General features: G+C 45.6%; 20 protein-coding genes. 6 read left to right on the plus strand and 14 right to left on the minus strand.

Annotation, left to right across the window (positions count from 1 at the left end; translation table 11 throughout):
- Positions 1 to 134: 134 nt before the first annotated feature.
- The 6 genes from BMW79_RS19725 to BMW79_RS19750 form a co-directional block, all read right to left on the minus strand.
- On the minus strand, positions 135 to 1580 hold the full coding sequence (locus BMW79_RS19725; protein ID WP_089897357.1) for a RagB/SusD family nutrient uptake outer membrane protein: 1446 nt from the start codon (positions 1578 to 1580) through the stop codon (positions 135 to 137).
- A 7-nt stretch (positions 1581 to 1587) separates the two neighbouring features.
- Positions 1588 to 4830: a SusC/RagA family TonB-linked outer membrane protein gene (locus BMW79_RS19730; protein WP_177192253.1), complete on the minus strand. Its 3243-nt coding sequence runs from the start codon at positions 4828 to 4830 to the stop codon at positions 1588 to 1590.
- Positions 4831 to 5050: 220 nt separating this feature from the next.
- Positions 5051 to 6088, minus strand: coding sequence for a FecR family protein (locus BMW79_RS19735; protein ID WP_177192254.1), 1038 nt, complete (start codon positions 6086 to 6088; stop codon positions 5051 to 5053).
- 109 nt (positions 6089 to 6197) lie between these two features.
- Positions 6198 to 6764, minus strand: a complete 567-nt coding sequence (locus tag BMW79_RS19740; protein ID WP_245752611.1) for an RNA polymerase sigma factor — start codon at positions 6762 to 6764, stop codon at positions 6198 to 6200.
- Positions 6765 to 6897: 133 nt separating this feature from the next.
- Positions 6898 to 7227 carry a DMT family protein gene (locus tag BMW79_RS19745; RefSeq protein ID WP_089897361.1) on the minus strand — a complete coding sequence of 110 codons (330 nt, stop codon included), beginning with the start codon at positions 7225 to 7227 and terminating at the stop codon, positions 6898 to 6900.
- Between the two features lie 191 nt (positions 7228 to 7418).
- A complete protein-coding gene (locus BMW79_RS19750) occupies positions 7419 to 8042 on the minus strand; it encodes a peptidase associated/transthyretin-like domain-containing protein (RefSeq protein ID WP_089897362.1) in 624 nt (207 codons plus the stop codon).
- Positions 8043 to 8294: 252 nt separating this feature from the next.
- On the opposite strand from BMW79_RS19750, the gene BMW79_RS19755 reads away from it, so the two are divergent.
- The 3 genes from BMW79_RS19755 (at position 8295) to BMW79_RS19765 (ending at position 13304) form a co-directional block, all read left to right on the plus strand.
- Positions 8295 to 8837 (plus strand): RNA polymerase sigma-70 factor, encoded by a 543-nt coding sequence (locus BMW79_RS19755; RefSeq protein ID WP_089897363.1) that lies wholly within the window; start codon positions 8295 to 8297, stop codon positions 8835 to 8837.
- Positions 8838 to 8909: 72 nt separating this feature from the next.
- The gene (locus BMW79_RS19760) at positions 8910 to 9896 is read left to right on the plus strand and encodes a FecR family protein (RefSeq protein WP_089897364.1); all 987 of its coding nucleotides are present in this window, start codon (positions 8910 to 8912) and stop codon (positions 9894 to 9896) included.
- A 21-nt stretch (positions 9897 to 9917) separates the two neighbouring features.
- Complete coding sequence (locus BMW79_RS19765; protein ID WP_089897365.1) at positions 9918 to 13304, plus strand: TonB-dependent receptor; 3387 nt, start codon at positions 9918 to 9920, stop codon at positions 13302 to 13304.
- A gap of 30 nt (positions 13305 to 13334) precedes the next feature.
- Here BMW79_RS19765 and BMW79_RS19770 read toward each other — a convergent pair whose 3' ends face one another.
- Both BMW79_RS19770 and pyrR read right to left on the minus strand, forming a co-directional pair.
- Entirely contained in the window at positions 13335 to 14264 is a 930-nt protein-coding gene (locus BMW79_RS19770; RefSeq protein WP_089897366.1) for an aspartate carbamoyltransferase catalytic subunit, read from the minus strand.
- Between the two features lie 51 nt (positions 14265 to 14315).
- Positions 14316 to 14846 carry a bifunctional pyr operon transcriptional regulator/uracil phosphoribosyltransferase PyrR gene (gene pyrR, locus BMW79_RS19775; RefSeq protein WP_089897367.1) on the minus strand — a complete coding sequence of 177 codons (531 nt, stop codon included), beginning with the start codon at positions 14844 to 14846 and terminating at the stop codon, positions 14316 to 14318.
- Between the two features lie 193 nt (positions 14847 to 15039).
- Here pyrR and BMW79_RS19780 point away from each other — a divergent pair, with 193 nt between their 5' ends.
- Positions 15040 to 15558, plus strand: a complete 519-nt coding sequence (locus BMW79_RS19780) for a peroxiredoxin (protein WP_245752613.1) — start codon at positions 15040 to 15042, stop codon at positions 15556 to 15558.
- Positions 15559 to 15623: 65 nt separating this feature from the next.
- Here BMW79_RS19780 and BMW79_RS19785 read toward each other — a convergent pair whose 3' ends face one another.
- From BMW79_RS19785 to prfB, 3 genes are all read right to left on the minus strand, one after another.
- Positions 15624 to 15998, minus strand: a complete 375-nt coding sequence (locus BMW79_RS19785) for a hypothetical protein (protein WP_089897368.1) — start codon at positions 15996 to 15998, stop codon at positions 15624 to 15626.
- Positions 15999 to 16083: 85 nt separating this feature from the next.
- Positions 16084 to 17715 carry an L-glutamate gamma-semialdehyde dehydrogenase gene (pruA, locus tag BMW79_RS19790; protein ID WP_089897369.1) on the minus strand — a complete coding sequence of 544 codons (1632 nt, stop codon included), beginning with the start codon at positions 17713 to 17715 and terminating at the stop codon, positions 16084 to 16086.
- Between the two features lie 159 nt (positions 17716 to 17874).
- A protein-coding gene (gene prfB / locus BMW79_RS19795; RefSeq protein ID WP_143059225.1) for a peptide chain release factor 2 occupies positions 17875 to 18970 on the minus strand; the annotation gives its coding sequence in 2 pieces (ribosomal slippage) (positions 17875 to 18909 and positions 18911 to 18970; 1095 coding nt in all).
- Positions 18971 to 19108: 138 nt separating this feature from the next.
- On the opposite strand from prfB, the gene BMW79_RS19800 reads away from it, so the two are divergent.
- Positions 19109 to 19912 (plus strand): tryptophan-rich sensory protein, encoded by an 804-nt coding sequence (locus tag BMW79_RS19800; RefSeq protein WP_089897370.1) that lies wholly within the window; start codon positions 19109 to 19111, stop codon positions 19910 to 19912.
- A gap of 44 nt (positions 19913 to 19956) precedes the next feature.
- Entirely contained in the window at positions 19957 to 21615 is a 1659-nt protein-coding gene (gene pgi / locus BMW79_RS19805; RefSeq protein ID WP_089897371.1) for a glucose-6-phosphate isomerase, read from the plus strand.
- A gap of 163 nt (positions 21616 to 21778) precedes the next feature.
- Here the strand turns inward: pgi and BMW79_RS19810 are convergent, their stop codons facing one another.
- From BMW79_RS19810 to BMW79_RS19820, 3 genes are all read right to left on the minus strand, one after another.
- Positions 21779 to 22222 (minus strand): DUF3276 family protein, encoded by a 444-nt coding sequence (locus tag BMW79_RS19810; RefSeq protein WP_089897372.1) that lies wholly within the window; start codon positions 22220 to 22222, stop codon positions 21779 to 21781.
- 157 nt (positions 22223 to 22379) lie between these two features.
- Entirely contained in the window at positions 22380 to 24176 is a 1797-nt protein-coding gene (locus BMW79_RS19815; protein WP_089897373.1) for an ABC transporter ATP-binding protein, read from the minus strand.
- A 111-nt stretch (positions 24177 to 24287) separates the two neighbouring features.
- Positions 24288 to 24860, minus strand: a complete 573-nt coding sequence (locus BMW79_RS19820; protein ID WP_177192255.1) for an LpqN/LpqT family lipoprotein — start codon at positions 24858 to 24860, stop codon at positions 24288 to 24290.
- Positions 24861 to 24902: the final 42 nt, after the last annotated feature.

Below are 24902 nucleotides of genomic sequence, written 5' to 3' on the forward strand. Positions count from 1 at the left end.
AATATGATGAGCGTAGATGAGGGGGTATTAAATAGAAAAAGTCCCGGTGAGAACCACCGGGACTTTATTTCTTCATAAGCAAAATCCAACCAGCTTGTAAGCAAAAACCAATTATTAACAAAGGCGGTTTAGATTTAATTGTAACCTTCGTTCTGCTGGTTGCGTATATTGGGGTTAGCATCCAGTTCTCTCTGTGGTATGGGCTGTATTACTTTCGTACTTGGCCACACTACCGGTATCGTTTTATCACTCGCCAGAAATTTGGTGAATGACCGTTTTGTTCTGTTCAGGTCAAATAGCCGATGTCCTTCAAAAGCCAGTTCCTTTCTTCTTTCCAACAGGATCAGGTCCAGGAGAGCTTGTCCGGTAGCTGTTACCGGCGGGGCATTATGATCAGCACGTTGTGTCACTATCTGCAGTGCAGCCTGCGCTTCCGGAGTGCGTCCAAGGTGTGCCAGCGCTTCTGCGCGGATAAGGTATACTTCCGCAAACCGCATCACTTTTATACTTTCTGTAAAAGTGCTCACATCACTGTATTTGGTGATGATGTTTGCCGGATCTTCTCCCCCGTTACCGGAGCGTTTACCCTTCTTTAAGAAATTTCTTCTTACATCCGTGGCCGCATAAATGTTATATACATCATTGGTAGCCAGCACATCCCCGTAGCCGTCCTGGCTGAACATGTAGCTTAGCCCGTCTGTATTGGGATTATCTACCGGTGTATTAACTATTTCGAAAATCGTTTCATTGTTGTTGGTGATTTTAAAATCACTCACCAGCTTTTCATTGGTCAGCAATGCATATTGCTGTGATCTGATCACATCTGCTGCATAGGCAGCAGCGCCGGTCCAGTCTTCCTTATACAGCAACACCCGGGAAAGGAGCGCTTTTGCACTATATATATTAATACGACCGGATGAAAAAGCCGTGCTTTTACTTTCTGTAAACTTCTGGATGGATGCTGTGAGATCATTGATGATCTGCGCATACGTTTCTTTGATGTTACTCCGGGAGGGCGATTGTACCGAATCCACATTTGTAATGGTGACGATCGGAATTCCCATGTGTGTAGCATCCGTTGTATAATTATACGGCTGTGCATACATACGTGCAATATCAAAGAACACTTCAGCTCTCAGTGCATAGGCTTCGGCCACAATCTGCCGGGCTTCTGTACTGTCTGAAGCCGATGGCAGCAGCGACACATAAGGCCCTTTCATAATTACCATATTGGCATTGGCAACAACGCTGTATAACTGATTCCATGAATCGGTGGTAGATACATCGTTGGCTGTAACAATATATTGATTCTGATTCGTGTACCGGTTACTGTTGATGATACTGAGAAAAGCGTTATCTGATCTCAGATCCGGCAGCAGTGGCATGGTACGGCCATAATAATCTTTATTCTGCATCAGCGAATACACGCCATTGATAGCTGCCCTCAAACCGGGCAGGTCTCTGATGGCTTTGCCGGTTTCGGTGGACTGGTCCGGTTTCTGTTCAAGGAAATCCTTGCTGCAGGCACCGAGCAGGCCAGCCAGTATTATCAAGATGCCGTATGTATATTTCTGCTGCATGAATACGTTAAAAATTTACATCCAGTCCCACCAGGAATGTTTTAAATATCGGCGGACGCTGATCATAATCACCTGTTACCGGCACTTCCGGGTCCATAGTGAGGTATTTATCTTTTACATACGTCCATAGATTATTACCGCGTACGTATACTTTTACTTCATTCAGTTTTGCCTGCTTTAACCAGTCGGATGGCAGGTTGTAAGCCAACATCACGTCTCTCAGGCGGATAAAACTGCCGTCGTAGATAAACCGGGAAGAACGCTGATTACTAAGTCCGGATTGTGTACCACCAAACACTACTTTGGGTACGTTGGTAATATCACCGGGATGCTGCCATCGTTTTTCGTAGATGAGACGCGACATTTTTGCGCCGCTGCCAAAACCGCCGCTACCATCTGATTCGGTGAACGGGCCCCAGTTGTCGAACACTTTATTTCCCCAGTTATAAAAAAACTGGAAGCTCAATTCAAATCCTTTATAGCCGAAATAGTTGGTTACACCACCATAAAACTTCGGTAATGCACTTCCCTGGTTAAAACGTTGTGCTTCTCCGTAAACATTGGTGGTAGTGGTTTTCGAAGCATCTTTATACCAAAGTGCGTCGCCTGTTTTGGGATCTGCGCCTGCAAATCCCACCAGGAAGAACTGGTAAAAATCAGTGCCTACTTCTCTTTTATAAAGGATGTCGGTAATCGGATTATCCAGCCTGGTAATTTTATTGTTCAGCGTAGAGATATTGGCATCTGTACGCCACGAGAAATCATTTTGTTTTTTTGCGATGATATTGCGGGAAGAAAGTGCTATTTCCCAGCCGCTATTTTTCATCTCTCCGTTATTCCTGAAAACAGTAGTGATACCGTTTGTAGAAGATACCGGTACATTCAGCAGTAACCTGGAAGTGGTTCTGTTATAGTATTCGATGGTACCTGACAAGCGGTTTTTCAGAACTGCGAAATCCAGTCCTATATTAAATGGCCTGTTTTGTTCCCAGGTGAGGAAAGGATTGGGGTATTGCGTAAGCACGTACCCCGGCTTCCCATCATAATCATTTGCCGGACTATACAGCGACAATGAAGCATAATTATTAATAGCCTGGTTTCCGTTGCTGCCGTAGCTAGCTCTTATTTTTAATTCGTTGATGCCTGATACATCCTGGAGGAATGGTTCCCGGTAAATATTCCAGGCCGTTCCCAGCGACCAGAATGCGGCGCTTCTTCTCTGACTGCCGAACCGGGAAGAGGCGTCTCTCCTGATAGAAGCGGTCAGGTAATATTTTTGTTTGTAATCGTAACTGGTATTAAGAAATAACCCCGTCAGCGAGTTGGCATCAGACACAGACGATACGCTTTCCGGTTTGGAGGCATCTGCCAGCTGTCGAAGGTCTGGCAGCAGGTTTGACGCTGCGGAAGTATTCCCGTTATTGACTGTTTTCTGTGCTTCGTAGCCAACAAAAGTATTGATGCCGTGGTAGCCCCATCGCCTGTTGAACCGGATAATATTGGTAGATACCCAGTTGGTCCAGAGGTTGTTTGCTACACCTACCCAGCCATTGGTATTTCTTCCATCACCAAAGCCCTGTGCCAGAAAGATATTGCTGCGGGCGTAGTTCAGGTCGAGACTGATTTTTGTTTCAAAAGAAAGATAATCTGTAAATGCATATTTGGCGGCGGCTCCTCCCAGCAGGCCATAAATAGTACCTGTGCGGGAGTTGTTATCCAATTCTGCTACCGGATTAAAAGTGTTGTTGTAGCTGAAATCGTAGCTGCCATCGTTGTTGTAAACCTTCAGCCAGGGCTGCAGGCGGACCAGCGAACGTACGGGGTTGGCCATCTTTCCTTCATCAGCCACCGCATTGGCGCGCTGGTAAGTTAAAGATAGGTTCACATCAAACGACAACCGGTTGGTAGCCTGGTTGCTCAGATTGAGTTTGCCCGTCATCCGTTTATAGTCCACCCCTTTCAGGGCTGATTTCGCGTCATAATAGCCGCCGGAAACATAAAATTTTGTTTTATTGCTTCCGCCTGCGGCAGAAAGATTGGCCTGTGTATAAGCGCCATGGCGGGTAAGTACATCGATCCAGTTGGTATTAACGGTAGTGTCAATGCCTCGTGCAAGGAGTTCCCGTTGAAAACCAGCTTCGCCGGTGCCATCTGCTTTATGTATCCATCCTTCCCGGAGCAGGGCTATCATCTCTTTTGTATTGAGCGGATAGTTTGCCTGGGGGATGGTGAGCTGATTACTGCCCCGCTGTACAGCAGCGTTGATCTTTGTTCTCCCGGCGCTACCGGTTTTGGTTGTAATAAGAATTACACCGTTGGCAGCGCGGGAGCCATAGATTGAAGCCGAAGCGGCGTCTTTCAACACAGAGATAGAAGCGATATCGGCGCTGTTGATACCCGCGAGGGTATTTACATTATAATCTGTGAGATTGTCCGTTACCACCGGTACTCCGTCCACCACATAGAGTGGCGAGCTGCCTGCAGTAATAGAACCGATACCACGTATATGAATACTGGGTATGGAACCGGGTTGACCGGAACCATTGGTAGATTGTAAGCCGGTTACATTGCCTTGTAAGCTTTCCTGGAAGCTGCTACGGGGCGCCTTATCATACAATGAGGAGCTGACCATAGTAGCTGAACCTGTCAAAGAACTTTTTGTTTGCACACCATAAGCTACTACTACCACTTCATTCAATCCTTTGGAATCATCTTTCAGCATGATGTTAAAGTGGGTATTATTATTTACCGGCACTTTTTGTTCTTCATAACCGATGAAAGAACAGATCAATGTTGCTGAAGAAGGTGCTTCCATCCGGAACATTCCTTTTTCATCTGTAGTAGTTCCCTTATTGATACCTGCAATTCTTAAACTCACTCCTGGTAATGGATGTTCAAATACATCCGTTACCGTTCCACTGATATTGATATTTCTGATCTCTTTGTCTTCCGGCGCAATAGCCACCAGATTGGCAGAAAGCTGCTTAAACGTGAGACCCGTATTTTTCAATATCTTCTTTAAAATATCTTCTGTCAGTGCATTGTTTTCATTGACAGAAATTCTGCTTTGAGCAGGTATCAGATCATTGCGATATACAAAACGGTAGCCGCTTTTCTTTTCGATCAGCTTCAACAGCTTTGTCAGTGGCAATGAATCTGCTTTGATGGAAATGCGCCGGTCCTGCTGACCGAAGGCATTTCCTGTTATATGCAAACAGGTAATAAGAATAATAAAGGACACCAGTTTCATTATCAGTACAACTTTTCCCAATGTTTTTATACGCAAAAGGATTGCATAATGTATGATTTTTTTCCATACATTTAGGTTGTAAAAGGTCATAAAACTACGACAGTACTACATTGCCAAGTGAAGCTTTCTGCCGTTTGATCTCAACAAAGGGGTAAATGTTTGCAGCATTTGCCCTCTTTTTTATATGAGAGGTATCAATTTTCTGTTGACTTTCACCCTTTTACTGGGTAATAAATACTTCATTGCTCACTATTCTGCAACGAAATGATGTTGTAACCTTCAGCGCTTCCAGCACTTCTGAAAACGATTCATTTTTAAATGTGGCGGTAAAATGGTAATTCTTTAATTTGTTACCACTGAGATGAACTTTAATGCCATACCAGCGTTCCATTTTTAACGCAATATCTTCAAAATTGTCATTGTCAAACACCAGGTAATTGTCGCACCATGCGGTTTCTGCCACCATGCTGTCCTGTGGGTTGCTATGAATATTTTCTATCTTATAACCCGCTACGAGATTGGGTTGGGTTAATGACTGATTTTCCGTTGGGTGTTGCAGGATAATTTTCTGATTAGGCAACAGTTTTACACTTTTCTCTTCGCCGTCATTCAGTGTTACTTCCACTGCACCGGTGATGAGGGTGGCTTCCGTTGTATTATCCTGGGTATAAGCTTTTACATTAAAAGAAGTACCAAGTACCCTGATATCCATTTTTGAAGTATGGATAGAAAAAGGTTTGGTTGCATTCTTCGCCACATCAAAAAAAGCTTCTCCTTCCAATGTAACCTCCCGGGCGCCCAGGTTGTTCATATCAGGATTATAGGTTAAACGGCTGCCGCCATTGAGCCACACCTCCGTTCCATCAGGCAATTGTGCCCTGGACCTGGAGCCGTCGCGGGTGTAGATAGCCGCCATAGCGGTTTTGCTACTATCCTTCTGCGGATATTTATTAATAACCAGATATATACAATATCCTCCCAGGATGACCACCAATACCGATAGCAGCGATACCAGCTTGCGGAAATTCCGCCGTTCCTTTTTTACGGGCAATTCTTCCTGGGGGAATGCTTCCTGCATTCTTTCCAGGTGTTTATCCAGCGCACTTTCCGTCCGATGGTCCCATTCCGCGCTGTTAGCTGGTTGTGGCCAGTTGCTGAGCACAGACGATTTATATCTCAGATCCGGATCTTTCTGCAATAATGCTTCCAGTTCACGCAACTCTCCCATCGTGGCTTCGCCCGATACTTTCCTTCCCATCAAAAGCCATATTCTTTCCTGTTCCATGTGTATGATACAAAAGCATGATTATATAGAAGGACAAGTAAATTGAAAGAATCTACTACTCCAACTAAAAAAAAATTTAAAATTATTTTGTGTTGATGAAAGAGAGGTTGATTACCTCACTGATTTTCTTGAGGGCCTGGGCCATGTGAACGTCAATGGTATTGACTGAAATATCCAGGATCTGGGCTACTTCCTTATATTTAAGTCCATCCTCCCGGATAAGTTTGAAGATCATTTTCCTTTTGGGCGGGAGTGCATTTACAGCGGCTTCTATTCTTTTTACCATTTCTCCGGAGATGAAAATCTGCTCGGGGGTTGCATAGCTCACACTGATATCCACAGCTACTTCATCCAGGCTGAAGTGTTGCGTACGTGCGGCTTTATTCAGATAATTAAGGGCGATATTTTTGGTAGAGACATAGAGGTATACCCGGAGATTTTCCACCTGCAGCAGGCGTTCCCGCTGCTTCCAGACATTCATGAACACGTCTGAGGCAATTTCCTCCGCAGATTCCCAGGACTTCACGATAGAAAAGGCAAACTGGCTCAATGGCTTGTAAAACAACCTGAACAAGGCTTTATAAGCCTGCTCATCCCCCAATGACGCCACCCGTTCCACCAACAGCTGTATATTAGCTTCTTCCCTCAATAATTTGGTTTTTGGTTGAAAATTGATCCCTAAAGATAATACGGATTTTTTTTAATTTGATCTTGTTTTACATCTTTTTTTATATAATATAAATTGATTCTAAAGTAAATAACATGACTGCTTTATAATTGCGTTACTTTTTAAACATGAAATAAACGGCGCCGATAAGAAAGAAAAAAGATACCAGGTAATTCCACCGCAGGGGTTCTTTCAGGAATGTAACGGCGAAGATGCTGAAAACAGTGAGGGTAATCACCTCCTGGATGGTTTTGAGCTGAAATCCGTTGAAACCTTCCTGGGCGCCATAGCGGTTAGCCGGCACCATGAAACAATATTCAAAGAAAGCGATCCCCCAACTAATAAGAATGACTTTCCAGAGGGCAGTATCCTGGTGTTTGAGGTGTCCATACCAGGCAAAGGTCATAAAAGTGTTGGAAACGATAAGCAGAAGGATGGTGCGCATGATGAGTTTTATAATTTGATGAATGCTTCTACCAATTTGTATACCATAGTGCAGGAATATTGCCTGACCAGGCGGGGCGCAAAATAACAAAAAAAAGAGGGACCGTAAGAGGTCCCCCTGCATCAAATCAAAATGGGGTTTCCATTATGAGTTGATTTTGTGTTGTTGGTTGCTATTTCATTATTAAAAAACTATTGCTCTAATTTGATTTCGCCCAGGTCGGTAGCTTTACCGTCTTCTACTTTCACATCTTTGATCACCGCATTTTTATAAGGGGTTTTACCAAGGATGGTGATGGTATAAGTTCCTGCTTTGGCGGCCGGAATGGTGAATGCACCCTGGGAGATAGCGCCTTTCAGCTTATCGGTGCCGTTATCGGCTTCTACTTCCGCAGCTCCGTCAGCAGGGCTGATTTTACCGGTGATAGAACCGCCTTCTACAGCTATTGCTTTCAGAGAATCCACTCCCTGTAAAGAGTCTACCTTCTGTAAAGAGTCAATTCCGGTTAAAGAATCTATTCGCTGTAAAGAGTCGGTTCCGGTTAAAGAATCCACTTTTTGCAGGGAATCGATGCCTGTTAAAGAATCTACCCTCTGTAAGGAATCAAATCCCTTCAAAGAATCCAGGCGTTGCAATGAATCGACGCTGAATGTTTTCAGTGAGTCGAGGCTAACAAGGGAATCTACAGCGATTGAATCCACCATTGTGGCGGTGCTGTCTACAGATTTAACCACGGCTACATCAGCACTTTTAAAAGCGGACATTCCGAGTACCATTGTTGCTAAAGCGAGCGTTCCTACAATTGATTTTTTCATGGCCTTCAATTTTTTGTATGGTTAATATTTATGATGACTGTCCCGGCGGGGATGAATGTGCATGGTTTTTGTTATATGCCCTCATCGTTGGCTGCCGTATAATAACAATACATCCAACCTTTCGCTTACCATTAGTCAAAGAAATGTTAAAGTGAAAAAAAGAATTACGAAGCAGTATAGCGGCTCGTTTCGTAATTAGTAATTTTAAAAATTATCTTCGCACTACGGAAACAAGTACAAAAGATCAAAAGCATGTTGCAATTGAGTAACGACGAAATAGTAAAAGGCATCCGGAGCAGAAACAAAGATGTATTTGAAGCTGTTTTTAAACAGTTCGCACCTTCTATGTATAATATTGCCGTTCGGTATGTGAAGGATGAAGATGACGCCAACGATATGGTACAGGATGTTTTCCTCAACTTGTGGAAAGGTGCGGAAAACCTGGACGAGAGAGCCCCTATTAATCATTATCTCGCAAGAGCTACTGTCAATACCTGTTTAAACCGCATCAAGAAAGAACAACGCAAAGAAGTGTATGCCAAGGAGCAACTCCTGACGGCTACCCCTGCTGAAAATAATCACTCTCTGCTGGAACATAAGGAACTGGAAGCCAAATACCGCTCTGCCCTCGATAAGTTACCCGATCAGTGCCGTCGTGTTTTTGAACTCAGCCGCCTAAAAGGCTTATCTCCTGCCGAAATCGCAGAACAACTCAATATCTCTATCAATACAGTATACGCCCATCTGACCACAGCTTTAAAACGATTGCGGGTAGACCTTATTAATAAGTCGTAGGATGCTCCCGAAATTTTTTTTATTATCGCTTAATGGTATAACGTTCCCTGGTTGTATTACTAATAAGAAGCCATGAATAATCAAACAGACATAGATATAGTGATCCGTTACCTGGAAGATCCGGAGAATGAGCAGCACAAAACGCAGCTCAACGAGTGGATTCAACAGGATGCTGGTAACCTGGACATCTTCCTGGATATGAAAGGCATGTGGCATGGCGATCCGCTTCCTGCCGCCTCTGCTTTCGATACCCAGGGACAATGGCAGGTACTGGATACCATGCTGGACAGAGTGCCTGTAGCTGTGCTTCCCGAAGTTGCCCAACAAAAAAGCCCCCGTGTAATTAAGATGAACCGCCGTTACTGGTGGGCAGCTGCCGCAGTGTTACTCATTGCAGGCACCTGGACCTTCATCGGCCCTGGCGGCTATAAAACCTACGCCACCAACCAGCAGCAGGATAGCATGCAACTGCCGGACGGCTCCATGCTTTACCTCAATGCCCATACCCAGGTGCGTTATGCCCGTGGATTTGGAAAAGATAACAGACACGTAAGAATAGATAAAGGCGAAGCGTTTTTTGATGTAAAACAGAATGACGCCCTTCCTTTTATTGTAAATGCACCCGAAGTGGAAGTACAGGTGCTGGGTACCGCGTTTAATGTAAAAGCCGCCAATACGGGCGTAAAAGTATTTGTACAATCCGGGAAAGTGAGCGCTGCCTATAAAGGCATCGAGAAAAAAGTGATCCTAACTCCTGGCGTGGAAGCTTCTCTCAGGCGTAATGGTCAGGAAATTGACACCCGTACCCATAAGAAGAACAACAACATACTGGCCTGGAAAACCCGGACCCTTACATTTGATGATACCCCGCTGAATGAAGTAGCGGATGCTTTGGCAGATTTTTATAATGTACAGATCAAGATCAGCAATCAGCAACTGGCTGACAAGAAATTGCTGGCTACCTTTCCCAATATGTCATTGGACGAGGTACTGGACATCATGAGAAAAACCCTTCGAATAAACATTACGCATAAAAACGACCTGGTAGACATCTACTAATACGCGCCTGACTTTTTCTTTATGCAGCAATTATTGCTACAGGCGCGTTTCTCCAATACCAGGTTTGGGTGCGTGCCTGATTTTATTTTCGTTGTTATCCTGGTATTGGCCAATGCATTAGCTATGGCCCAGCAACCTAGTGCCCCTTCACCAAAAGTTTCTCTTCAGTTTACGAACGCCAGCCTGAAAACCGTTATCCGGGAAATAGAAAAGCAAACAAAATACACCTTTGCCATTTCTTCCGGTGAACTGGAAACCCGCCAGGGCGTGAATTTACATGTTCATAATTCACCACTGCAGGAAGTATTGTCCAGGCTCTTCCCCCCTGCCCGGTATAAAGTAGAGATCAAAGACGGACAGATCATCGTCATTCCGCTCAGTGCCATCGCCGAAGATCCGACGCCTCCCCGCAACACCACTCCAAATCCTAATAAATGGACCATCACCGGCTCTGTTACTGATGGCATGCAGCCACTCAGTGGCGTATCCATCCGGGAAAAAGGCACCACTAACGGTACCGCCACTACGGAAAATGGCAACTTCAAGGTAGACCTGGCCAATGGGCAGGCTACGTTGCAGGTATCATTGATCGGTTATGAAACCAAAGAAATTGCTGTGCGGGACCGGCGGAATATCTCTGTACAGTTACAACCCGATCTCCGCAAACTCAATGAACTGGTGGTACTGGGTTACGGCCTGCAGAAACGCGCCAATATCACGGGTGCTATCGCACAGGTGGATGGCGTGCGGCTGAGAAGCCGGCCTGTGGCCAATGTAATGGCCGCCCTGCAAGGAACTGCTACCGGACTGGTAGTAACCCGCAGCAACGGGCAACCCGGCCGCGAAGGGTTTAATATCCAGGTACGCGGTGTAGGCTCATCTTCCGGTAGCAATACCCCCGTAATTGTAGACGGCGTACCCGGTTCTCTGGCAGTACTGAACCCGGACGATATTGAATCAGTCTCAATCCTGAAAGATGCAGCAGCAGCTTCCATCTATGGCGCCCGGGGCGCAGGGGGCGTAGTACTGGTAACCACCCGCACCGGTAAACCAGGTAAACTCCGGGTTGATTTCAATACCCTCGGCGGATTTGAAACTCCCATCCGTCTTCCCAACCGGCTTCCCTCCTGGCAATCTGCTGCCATGCAGAATACCGCCGCCGTAAATGCCGGTCAGCAGGCCCCCTGGGATCCACTTGAGATAGACCTGATGAAACAGGGTAATCACTATGCGATCGACTACCAGAAACCTGATTACTACAAATATTATTATAATTATGATCCCCTGCCAGTGCTGACAAAAAGCAGGACCGGCATCGAAAATTACAACCTCTCTGTAAAAGGAGGCGACAGCGCCAACCAGTTTTCTGCGTCACTTGGCTACTTCGGGCGACAGGGCTTATTTGCCGTAGGCCCGGACCGTACACACCGCGTGAACGCAAGGGTAAACCTGAACAACCGTTTCAATAAGCATTTCAGCCTGGAAACACGCCTCTCGTATGCGCAAACCAATACCTTTTCCCCCGGACAAGCAGTGGAAGGACCTCATGGCCTGCTGGCAGGCATCTACAGAGGACCAGGCAACGTACCGGTATATGTTCCTAATACCAGTAACTACGCCTACGGCGGCGCACCGGGATATGCTATCCTGCAGGATGGCGGTGAGCGCGATGAAAAGAATAATTATATTGACGCCGTATTTACCCTCAGGGCCGACAGCCTTGTAAAAGGCCTTACCCTGCGCCTGATTTACAGTCCGCAGAAACACACGCTGCAGGATAATCTCGGTCGCAATACCATCGCCTTATGGAACCGGGTAGACACGGGAGCACTGGTACAACCACAGAATATGCTGCAGAAAAGCCGGTTGGAAGCCAAAGGTGGCAACCTGCAGCTGCTTGCAGATTACGATGTTAAAAAGGATAAACACAATATTCACCTGCTCGGTGGTGCTACACAGGAAGCCTATAATACCACGCAAAATACGGCTGCGTCCTACAACATCACAACAGCGGAAATCCATAATACCCACTTCAATAACGCCCCCGACTATACGCAGTTATTGGGCGCCAGCGGTTCATTGTTCTCTGTTTTTGGGAAGATGAATTACAATTACGATAACCGCTACCTGGTGGAAGCAAACCTCATTGGCTCCCGGTTGTCGCAATACAGCACTTCCTTTGTGGGTGGAGAACAGTGGCAGGTATTTCCATCTTTCTCTGCCGGCTGGCGCGTAAATAATGAAACCTGGTTTAACCGGGCCTTGCCATTCTTCAACGAGTTCAAACTGAGGTGGTCATGGGGCAGATTGGGGAATATCAATAGCTGGAACACCATCCCGAACGATGAGCGGCTGCAAACTTTCAGCTTTAACCCGGTGCCACGGTTTTTACCTTTCGTGTATAAAAATCCGGTTATACAGGCACAGGGATGGGAGAATATTTCCACCAATAATTACGGTTGGGATGCTACTTTGTTCCGGGGACGACTCACACTGGCAGCAGACTATTTCGTGAAACATAACCGGGACATGCAGATTCCTGTGTTAACAGCTTCCACAGAAGGCGCATGGCCCATCGATTTCCACCGGGGTGAAATGAAAAGCTGGGGCTGGGAAATAAATATTGGCTGGAGAGATGATCAGGGACCTTTTACCTGGTATATCAACGGCAACCTGTTTAATAACCGGAATAAAGTACTGAAGAATGATAATGTAGCCGCACAGCCGGGATGGAACCAGGGTATCGCCGGATATCCTTACTCCTCCCTGTTCGGATACGTGTCTGAAGGTTATTTCCAGTCGGCCACAGAAGTAAGCCAGCATGCCTACCAACATGGGAATACCGGCGCGGGTGATCTGAAGTATAAAGACATCAACGGCGACCATAAAATAGACAATGCGGACCTGGTATATCTTGGTAGCACAGATCCGCAATTTTCCTACGGGATCGATGCTGGTTTTGCCTGGAAAGGATTTGATTTTTCTGTGTTTTTCCAGGGTGTGGCCAAACGGGAAGTGATGCCAGATCCCCGTTACAATATCCCATTTACCAGCTACTGGCAACAACCCTGGGATATCAACCAGGATTACTGGACGCCGGATCATCCCCATGCGCTGTTCCCCCGCCTTTACCTCAACGATGTTCAGAATACGGCGCCTTCGTCCCACTGGGTGATGAATGGCGCATACATCCGCCTGAAAAATCTCCAGGTAGGTTATACCTTACCAGCGCAATGGGCAAAGAAATTATTACTGAGTAATCTGCGTGTTTATTTCTCCGGACAGGATCTGTGGGAAACCACTCAAATGAAGATTAAGTATTATGATCCGGAACAAGCGGGAGGATATAACGGAAACGTCTATCCATTTTTCAGGTCTTATACCATGGGGTTGACTGTTGGCTTCTGATAAGCTATCAGAAACCAACAGCGGAGCTGACTACTCCGTTTTCTTACCTGCGAGAAGATACAATGCCGCCATACGTACAGCTACACCGTTTTCCACCTGGTCGAGGATGATAGACTGACCGGAATCAGCCACATCAGAATTTATTTCTACACCACGGTTAATGGGTCCGGGGTGCATGATGACGATCTCTTTATTCAGGCTGTCGAGCAGTTCGCGGTTTACACCATAAGCCAGTGAATATTCGCGCAGAGAGGAAAACAGCGGGGTGTTTTGTCTTTCCAGCTGAATACGCAATACGTTTGCTACATCGCACCATTGCAGGGCTTCGCGGATATTGTAGCTCACATTCACACCGAGTGCTGCTGCCATGTATTTCGGGATCAGCGTAGGCGGACCTACCACTGTTACTTCTGCGCCCAGTTTTTTGAGGCAGTAGATATTGGAGAGGGCAACCCTGGAATGCATGATATCGCCACAAATGGCTACCTTCTTGCCTTCTACGCTTCCGAGTCTTTCGCGGATAGAGAAGGCATCGAGCAATGCCTGGGTGGGATGTTCATTGATCCCGTCGCCCGCATTGAGGATAGGCACATTGATGTGCTTTGCCAGAAAATGCGGTGCCCCGCTGGCTGAGTGGCGCATCACCACCATATCCACTTTCATGGACAGGATGTTGTTCACCGTATCAATCAGCGTTTCCCCTTTGGATACAGAAGAGCCGGAAGCAGAAAAGTTAACCGTATCTGCACCCAGCCGCTTTTCCGCTAACTCAAAAGAGATGCGTGTGCGGGTTGAGTTCTCAAAAAATAAATTGACGATTGTTGTATCGCGAAGCGTAGGAACCTTTTTAATAGGCCTTTGTAAAACCTCCTTAAACTGGTCGGCTGTTTGAAAAATAAGCTCTATATCCTGGCGCTGCAGATCGCGAATTCCGAGTAAGTGTTTTACAGAAAGTGACATTAATGTGCAAATATAAAGGGTGAAATCTGAATTCTGAAATCCGGATTCATGTTAGTCAATCAGAACTACTTCGTCTTTACCATCTCTTTCGTTCCATAATACCCTTACTTTCTGGGAAATGAGGGCATCGATAGTACGTCCGGTATAGTCGGGCTGAATAGGCAGCTGCCTGCTGAAACGACGGTCTATCAGCGTAAGCAGCTCCACAGAAGCAGGCCGGCCGAAATCCAGCATTGCATCCAGTGCCGAACGGATAGTACGGCCGGTATACAACACATCATCTATCAACACCACCTTTTTATTCTCTATGGAAAAATCGATACTGGTTTCACTGGGCACGTGCAGCGTTTTGCTCTGGTTAAAATCGTCCCGGTAAAAGGTGATATCGAGTTTACCGTAATCGATACGCGCGCCTGGTACTAATTTCAACAAGGTCTGATGAATTCTGCCGGATAAATAAATACCCCTCGGCTGTAATCCTATCAGCACGGTTTGCTCAAACTGTAAATGATTTTCTATCAACTGATGACAAAGCCTGTCTATCGTAATAGCCATCTGCCTGCCGTTTAGTATGGTTTTCAAAACACAACGTTTTAGGGGCCAAAAATAATGATTAAATGCAACAGATAAAAAGCTGAATATTAGAAAAGATTGATAAACAATGGAATATTTGTGACTGACGCCTTTAAAATGACACTTTCCACGCCTCACCGGGTAATTTTAACAATGCCGGCTGCGCTTCTCTTCGTACTTTAGTGCTATCAATTTCTGAATTATGAAATTCATAAAGCTCATTTTCACTATGGCGGCCTTTTTACAATTATGGGGATGTAAATCTGAAGGACAGATAAAGACCGGGGATAAAATACCCGTTTTCTCCTTACAGGATCAGGATGGCAAAACTTTTGACGTTAGCACGGTACTCGGTAAACAACCACTGGTCATTTACTTTTATCCCAAAGATGAAACCAGTGTATGCACCAAAGAAGCCTGCTCTTTCCGTGATTCATACCAGGACTTTCAGAAATACGGGGCGCTGGTTATCGGCATCAGTTCAGATAACGTAGCATCACACCGCAGCTTTGCCACGCATCACAACCTACCTTTTACGTTGCTGAGTGATCCGAAAAATGAAGTCCGAAAATTATTTGGTGTGCCCAAAACCTTTGTAATACCTGGTCGGGTAACTTATATCGTGGATAAGAATGGTGTGGTGGTGCATGAATTTAATTCCATGCGCGACGGAGAGAAACATGTGACAGAATCGCTGGCCGCGTTGCAGAAACTGAAATAAACAATTGCCTTTTATAATATTCCCGTAGCCGTTATACGCTACGGGATTTTTTATGCCGTTTACTACTATAATCTCCTTAGATCCTTAAAAGTCGATATCTCTTCTTTCAGGGCAAACAACTGCATGCCCCAGATAATGCCACGTACCAGTGCAAAGGCTACCAATGCGAGCGATAAAGATACCTGCATAAAACTACCTTCCTCGCGGTTGGTGAGCGTAATCACACGGATGAGAAAGATCAAACCAATACCAAAAAAGACGGCCGCTTTTATACCTTTTGTGCGCAACTGTTTACCGAAGTATTCATCAAAAGCGGCAGCAGCGGATACGCTGGCTTCAGGTTTTGGCGTGCCATCTGCAATGATCTGCAGTTCGAGATCTGCTACACGGAGTTGTTCGTGACGTTGTGAGAAGTATGTTTTAATAATATCTGCCTGCATAGTTCCGTATCGTGAATGAGGATGCAAGGTACAAAAAAGGCGATGGATATAGATCCACCGCCCCGATATAAATCATGAACATTTACTAAGCCTCTTTCAGGAACGAATACCGGTAATCGGTAGCCGGCACAAAGGTTTCTTTGATGCTTCTTGCACTCAGCCAGCGGTAGAGGTTCAGCATAGAACCTGCTTTATCGTTGGTTCCGGAAGCGCGGGCGCCGCCAAATGGCTGCTGTCCTACCACTGCACCGGTTGGTTTGTCGTTGATATAAAAGTTACCAGCGCTGTTTACAAGTTTGCGGGTAGCCAGTTCTACAGCATAACGGTCCTGCGCAATGATAGCACCCGTTAATGCGTATTCTGAAGTGCTGTCAACCACTTGCATAATGTCTTCAAACTTCTCTCCGTCATACACATGAATGGTCAGTACAGGTCCGAAGATTTCTTCACACATGGTGATGTATTTCGGATCAGTAGTTTCGATAACGGTAGGTTCGATGAAGTAACCTTCAGACTTGTTGTAGTTACCGCCTGCAATGATTTTAGCAGCCGGATCGTTCTTCGCGTTGTCGATGTATTTAGCGATCTTATCAAAAGAGCGTTCGTCGATCACTGCGTTGATGAAATTGCTGAAATCTTCTGTGGAGCCCATTTTCATGGTTTTCAGTTCAGCTACCAGTTTGGATTTTATATCGTCAGCAAGATTGTTTGGTATGTATGCACGGGAGGCAGCAGAACATTTCTGGCCCTGGTATTCGAAAGCGCCACGGGCTAAAGCAGTAACCGCGATATCTACATCGGCTGATTTGTGGATCAGTACGAAGTCTTTACCACCGGTTTCGCCTACGATGCGTGGGTAAGTTTTGTATTTGTGAATGTTTTCGCCGATGGTTTTCCACATGGTCTGGAATACGCCGGTGGAGCCGGTGAAGTGGATTCCTGCGAAGTGAGGATCTGCGAAGCAAACATCTCCTATTACCGGACCGTTGGCATATACCAGGTTGATAACACCGTCCGGTAAACCGGCTTCTATCATCACCTTCATGAATACCTGGGCGGCAAACACCTGTGTATTAGCTGGTTTCCATACCACTACGTTACCACACATGGCAGCAGAAGCAGGCAGGTTACCGGCAATAGCAGTAAAGTTGAATGGTGTAACGGCGAGTACAAATCCTTCCAGCGGACGGTACTCTACCCTGTTGTGGATACCGGGCGCGCATACGGGCTGCTGACGGTAAATTTCACTCAGGAAGTGTACGTTATAGCGGAGGAAGTCGATCAATTCACAGGCACTATCAATTTCAGCCTGGTAAGGGTTCTTACTCTGGCCGAGCATGGTAGCTGCGTTGATGTGGTAACGGTATTTGGTGGCCAGGAGTTCGGCAGCACGCAGGAAGATGCCGGCGCGTTGTTCCCAATCCATATTGGCCCATTTTTCACGTGCTTCCAGCGCGGCTGCGATGGCAGATTTCACATGAGAAGCGTCACCCATATGGAAATGACCTAATTTGTGTTTGATTTCGTGGGGAGGGCGCAGATCAACGGTGTTTCCGGTACGGATTTCCTTTCCACCGATGTACATCGGGATATCTGCTACTTCGCCTTTGAAGGCGGCTAATTGTTTCTTTAATGCAATTCTCTCAGCAGAACCGGGTGCATAAGATAACACAGGCTCATTAGCAGGCGCTGCGTACTCAAAGTATCCTGTATTCATTGTACCTAATTTTATATCTGTTTATTTGATTATTTGTAAGACCGGGATGATCTCCAGGCAGACAAACAATCAAATAAACAAATGACTACGTGTTTTGTTTCCGCAGCAAAATTAAGTAATACAGCGCCTACGCACTTATTGATAATTAGTCGATACTTATTAATTATTGTCCTCTTCCTTCTGCATCATGAGGTATGCCTTCACAAATCCGTTCAGGTCGCCGTCCATAACAGGTCCTACGTTACCTACTTCAAAGTCGGTGCGGTGGTCTTTAATCATTTTATACGGATGGAATACGTATGATCTGATCTGTGAACCCCACTCGATTTTTCGTTTGTTGGCGTTGGCTGCATTTTTCAGCTCTTCTCTTTTGCGGATCTCTTCTTCATACAGGCGTGATTTCAGCATGGTGAGCGCCTTTTCGCGGTTCTCTCCCTGTGTCCGTGCCTGCTGGCATTCGATGATGATACCGGATGGAATATGCTTCAGTCGTACGGCCGTTTCTACCTTGTTTACATTCTGTCCGCCCTTACCTCCTGAACGGTAGAATTCCCATTCCAGGTCTGCCGGGTTAACAGCAATCTCGATAGTATTGTCTACTAACGGATACACATATACGGAGGCAAAAGAAGTGTGTCTGCGCGCATTGGAATCAAAAGGTGAAATACGTACTAACCGGTGTACACCGCTTTCCGCTTTCAGGTGACCATAGGCGAAGTCGCCATCAAATTCCAGTGTAGCGGATTTGATACCGGCGCCATCTCCATACTGGGTATCAATTTCTGATACCTTCCACCCCTGCTTTTCACCATACATGCGGTACATACGCAGCAGCATTTCTGCCCAATCCTGGCTTTCCGTGCCGCCCGCACCGGAGTTAATGGTTAATACCGCAGGCATTTCATCTTCCGGCTGATTAAGGGTAGATTTAAATTCCAGGTCGTCCAATGCTACTACAGCAGCACTATAGGCCTGCTCTACCTCTTCTTCCGTGGCTTCTCCTTCTTTGAAGAAATCGTTCAGTACAGCGCTGTCGTCGATGGCAGCATTTACCTGATCATAAAGGTCTACCCAATACTTGTTGACCTTTATCTCTTTCAGAATTGAAGTCGCTCTGACGTTATCATCCCAGAAACCGGGCGCCAGGCTTAATTGTTTGTCGTTTTCTATTTTTGCTAATCGGTCAGGTACGTTAAAGAAAACCTCCCAGGACATATAAACGGTCCCTCATAGCTTTAAGTTGCTCAGCTGTCATAGCTGGCAAATGTATGGAAAAAACGGAGATATATACTAACGTGTAACAAACTTTGTTTTGTTTGTCCGTTTTAGCATAATTTTTGTGTTGTAACACGGGTAACCATGTCAATAATATTATAAAAAGCACCCATCCGTTATGGTGAGTCATGAAACCCTCCACTTCAAGAACAAATCCATTTTTAACACCCTCGGTTTTATTATTATGATTGCGGCAAATGCTCTCGCAGTACTGCTTCCCATTAATGGTAAAACCACTGCACAAGTGTCGGAGGAATATCCGAACCTGTTTGTGCCTGCAGGCGTTACGTTCTTGATCTGGAGTGTTATTTATCTTTCTTTACTGGGCTTTATTTTTTTCCAGTTATGGTTATCCTTTTCCAATAAACAGCCGGAGATGCTGGCATATGTAATGCAGCGGATAAAAGACTGGTTCCTCATTTCTTCCGTGGCCAATGCCTGCTGGTTGTTTGCCTGGCACTATCATCTCATTCCGGTGAGCGCGGTAATTATGCTGATGCTGCTGATTTCCCTTATCGTGATCCATCTCAACTTCGGTATCGGTACCCGCCCCGCATCCAGGCAGGAAAAACTCTTTATTCATCTTCCTTTCAGCATTTACCTTGGATGGATCTCCATTGCCACCATTGCCAACATCACCGCATTACTGGTATATGCGGGCTGGGATGGCAGTCATCAGCAGCAGATCTTCTGGACCATTGCCATGATTGCGGTGGGCACCGTACTAAGTATGATCATGATCCTGCGGCGCAACAATATCACTTATGCACTTGTTAGTGTATGGGCATTTTACGGTATCCTGCTAAAAAGACGGGCAGCCGACGTGCTCGATGAAAATTCGATTATACATGCCTGTATCATCGCTATCGGTGTTATCGCTGTAACAATTTCCTGGCAATTGTACAGGAAACAGAAATCATAAATCTAAAAGATTATTTTTGATGCGCATTTAATATATACACTACTATGTTTCCATCTACCAATCCAACAACCACCAAATCGTGGGACGCCTTAAAGAAACACGCTGAAGAAATGAAAAAGGTGCATATGCGTGCCTTGTTTATGGAAAATAAAGAACGCTTCAGTGAGTTTTCCCTGAAATTTGAAGACCTCCTTTTTGACTATTCGAAGAATATTATTACGGAAGATACCCGCGCACTGTTGCTAAGTCTGGCTGCAGAATGTGGCGTGACTGACGCCATCAAAGCGATGTTTCACGCTGAAAAGATTAACGTTACAGAAAACCGCGCCGTACTGCATACTGCCTTACGCAATACTTCCGATAAACCTGTGATGCTGGATGGCCGCGATGTAATGCCGGACGTAAAAGCGGTACTGAACAAGATGGATCACATCTGCCGCCAGATTCATTCCGGTGAGTGGAAAGGATATACGGGCAAGCCTATACGTTATATCGTAAACATCGGTATCGGTGGTTCCGATCTGGGCCCGGTAATGGTAACAGAAGCACTGAAACCTTACTGGAAACCAAACATCCAGACCTACTTTGTGTCTAATGTGGATGGTACCCATATTGCGGAAACCCTGAAAAAAATTACACCCGATGAAACCCTGTTCCTGATTGCGTCTAAAACATTCACCACACAGGAAACCATGACCAACGCCCATACAGCGCGCAACTGGTTCCTGGAACACGCAAAAGACGAGAAATTTGTTGCCAAACACTTTGCAGCATTATCTACCAACGAAAAAGCAGTGACCGCATTTGGTATCGATCCCAATAATATGTTTGAGTTCTGGGATTGGGTTGGTGGCCGTTACTCCCTCTGGTCTGCTATCGGCTTGTCTATTGCACTGACTATCGGTTATGAAAACTTCACCGAATTACTGGATGGCGCACATGCTGCCGATAACCATTTCTCCGGCACACCACTGGACCAGAATATCCCCGTGATCATGGCGCTGATCGGCCTCTGGTACGGCAACTTCTTTGGCAGCGCTACAGAAGCCATCTTACCTTACGATCAATACATGCATCGTTTCGCGGCGTACTTCCAGCAGGGAAATATGGAAAGCAACGGTAAAACGGCGGATCGTACAGGCCATCCCGTTAGTTACGAAACCGGCCCTATTGTTTGGGGCGAACCAGGTACCAACGGTCAGCATGCATTCTACCAGCTGATTCACCAGGGTACCCGTTTGATTCCCTGCGACTTTATCGCACCGGCTATCAGTCATAACCCGATCGGTGATCATCATGTGAAACTGTTATCCAATTTCTTTGCACAGACAGAAGCACTGATGAATGGTAAAACAGAAGCGGAAGTACGTGCTGAACTGGAAAAAGCCGGTACACCTGCAGAAGATGTCGCCAACATCCTGCCTTCTAAAATATTCTCCGGCAACCGCCCTACCAACTCCTTCCTGTTGAAGAAAATCACACCGCGTTCCCTGGGCTCACTGATAGCACTATACGAACATAAGATTTTTGTGCAGGGTGTGATCTGGAATATCTACAGCTTTGATCAATGGGGTGTGGAACTGGGTAAACAACTCGCCAGCAAAATACTGCCGGAACTGGAGAATAGTGATATTGTACTGAATCATGATGCCAGTACTAACGGATTAATCAACGCATGGAAAGCAATGCGCACCAACGCATAAATCGGGGCGTCTTTGTTTTAAATATTTCAGGGGAGATAAGTGCAGACAAGTCTGCATTTATCTCCCCTGCTCTTTTCCCCTTCCCTTATCTACAATAAAAAACCCCCGGAGAAATCCGGAGGTTGCCTATTATTTTTAAGTAAAAATCTTTAAGTAAAAAATCTTACCATTTGTCTACCTCATCAGAGCTATGTGAAGCCGGGGCGGCTACTGACGCCTCTACAGGAACTTCAACTTCCACTTCTACAGGGGCTGAAGCGCGAACTTCAGATCCATCTGCTTCTGTTTCGTCCTGTTCTTCCTGCACATAATCATGGTTGTAGGCATCAAAGTCGAAATCGGGCATCAACTCAGTTTTTACGTAGTTGATGGTTTCGGTCAGTGCGTTCAGGAACTTGTTGAAGTCTTCCTTGTACAGGAATACTTTGTGCCTGTCATAACCGTTGTCATTAAAACGTTTCTTACTTTCTGTTATAGTAAGAAAATAGTCGTTTCCCCGAGTGGTCTTTACATCAAAGAAGTACGTTCTTCTTTTGCCCGCTTTCAATCGTTTAGAAAAGATGCTATCATTGTTTCTTTCCTGTTGATTGTTGTTTTCGTACGCCACAGTTGATAGATTTAAGTGTTAACGAATCAAATCCTGTTACAATAAGAGACAAATATACTATTGTTTTACAAATATCAAAATATTTTTAAATGATTTTGAAAAATCATAAAAGCCGCCTGTAACGGGCTAAGACAGGGCATATACAAGGACATGATTGCTACTCAGTTACACTTTCATCCTCACCTGATTGCTGACGCGCATACAACTCTGCGTAGTAACCATTCAATGATAATAAATCATTATGTGTCCCCTGCTCTACAATCTTACCTTCATCCAGTACGATTATGCTATCGAACTCAAACAACGCGAAGATGCGATGCGTGATGATAATGGCTGTTTTATTTTTCAGATAGGCATAAAGGTTACCGATGATTTCCTTCTCGGTACGCGCATCTACGGCCGACAAACAGTCATCGAAAATCAGGATATTGGGATCCTTGATCAACGCCCTGGCAATGGAAATGCGTTGCTTCTGTCCGCCACTCAGCGTAACACCCCGTTCCCCTATGGCGGTATCAAAGCCTTCATTGAAACCCAGGATATCTTTTTCTACAGAAGCCTGCCGTGCAGCGGTTTGTACCGTCTGAATGCTGGCGCTCGGATCTCCAAACCGGATGTTGTTGGCAATACTGTCGGAAAACAGGAACACATCCTGCGGCACATAACTGATCTGGCTCCGAAGATCACTCAGTTGTAAATGACGTATATCCTGGTCATCCACCATCACCTTGCCCTCCTGCGGATCGTACATCCGGATCAGCAACTGCGCCAGCGTACTCTTCCCGGAACCGGTTCTCCCGATAATGGCTACCTTCTGTCCCGGTTTGATATGCAGGTTAAAATCGCTGATGGCAGTAATGCCTGTATGCGGATAGGTAAACGTAACATTCTCCAGGCGCACGCCACCTTCCAGTTTCACTGATCTGGCGCCGGGTTCATCCCTGATGGTTGGCGTTATTTGCAGAAATTCGTTGATACGTTGCTGTGAGGCCGCAGCACGCTGGATCATCGATGCCACCATCCCGATAGAAAAGAACGGGAACATCAGCATGTTTACATAAATCACAAACTCCGCCAGGTTACCCACTGTGATGTTTCCCTGGATCACCTGCATACCGCCAATAAAAATAGTAAGGATCACACTCAGTCCGATCATCAATGCCATGGTTGGCTGAAAGAGGGCATCTGTTTTAGCAAGACTGATAGAGCTGTTTTTATACGCTTCACTGGCTTCCTCAAAGTGACGTGTACTTGCATCTTCCTGGATATAGGATTTGATGACACGGATACCTGAGTAGGATTCCTGTGCAATGGAAGTAATATTGGATAACTGCGACTGAATTTTTTCACTTTTCTTATGAATAATCCGGTTCACATAATAAATGGTAAGTGCCAGGAAAGGCAATGGCGACAAGGTATATAGCGTAAGCAGCGGATTCACCTGCAACATCAGGTATACAATGATCACAATCAGGAACAAAGTACGGGAAGCATACATAATTGCCGGACCTACGTACATGCGTACCCGTGATACATCCTCCGTAATACGGCTCATCAGATCGCCCGTACGATGCATCTTAAAAAAGTTAAGATCCAGTTTCTGATAGTGCTGATAAATTTCATTCTTCAGATCGTACTCAATGTGCCGGCTCATCACAATCAGTGTTTGCCGTTGAAGGAACAGAAAGAATCCACTCAGCAATGCGAAGATCAGGATACTCACGCCATAGAAAGCCAATACATGGGTAAAGTCGGCCCGGAAGGCAACTTTCAGCGAAGTATTATCCAGCAGGCGGTATTCATCGATATTATGTGCCAGCAGGTCAAAGATCTGCCGTACCATGATGGGCTGAAAAACACTGAATACAATGGAGATAGCAGTAAACAACAATCCAAGGATCAATCGCCATTTATTGGAAAGAAAATATTTATTAAGTGCAGCAAGGTGTTTCAATGGTCGTCTATTTGCCCACAAAAATAAGGCATTCGCGGCACATAGCTATACAGCAAAAAGCCCCGGGCAGTGATATTATCTGCCAGGGGCTTAGAAAAATTTTATAGGTAGCTACTTTGCAGTAAAGGAGTTCAGAATTTCTTCCAGTGCCGGTTCATATTTCTGGAGATCTTTAGCCAGCGTGGTTAAGGTAACTGCGTAGGCAATATTATTCTTTACAAAGATGGTGACTTCTCCATTGAGCAGGGTACCACTTTCGCGGTGCATGTACTCGCATTTCATCCATTTCGCTTTTACATCCGTCACGGTGCGCTCGCCCTGTCCGAATTTTTTGTAATCGGTAAAGAAGGTTTCCATTTCCTTCTGGGTGCTTGCCATTACGTTGTCGAGCGTAAACCCTTTTTTCAGTTCCTGAGTAACAATATTTACATTGGCCTGAAAGCTGCTGTCTTCGCCCATAGGCGCCATCATAAACACGTATTCGATACGGCTCATAACGGTGTCGATCTTGGTCCAGCCAGCGGGCGTATTTACAGTGAAGGTGCCTTTGCCCGCATTCATTCCGGGCGCTTTTCCGGCCAGTTCCAGTACTTCCTGTGAGCTTAATTCTTTAGGGGATCTGGAGTTGTTACAGGCGGTAAAGCTTAACAAACAAACTGCGGCGGAGATCAATTGTAGTTTCATCGTGCACATAAGGGATAAAAACCGCTCCGGTGAGCACCGGAG

Origin of the sequence: Chitinophaga arvensicola (genome assembly GCF_900110835.1) — a bacterium.
Classification (GTDB): domain Bacteria; phylum Bacteroidota; class Bacteroidia; order Chitinophagales; family Chitinophagaceae; genus Chitinophaga; species Chitinophaga arvensicola.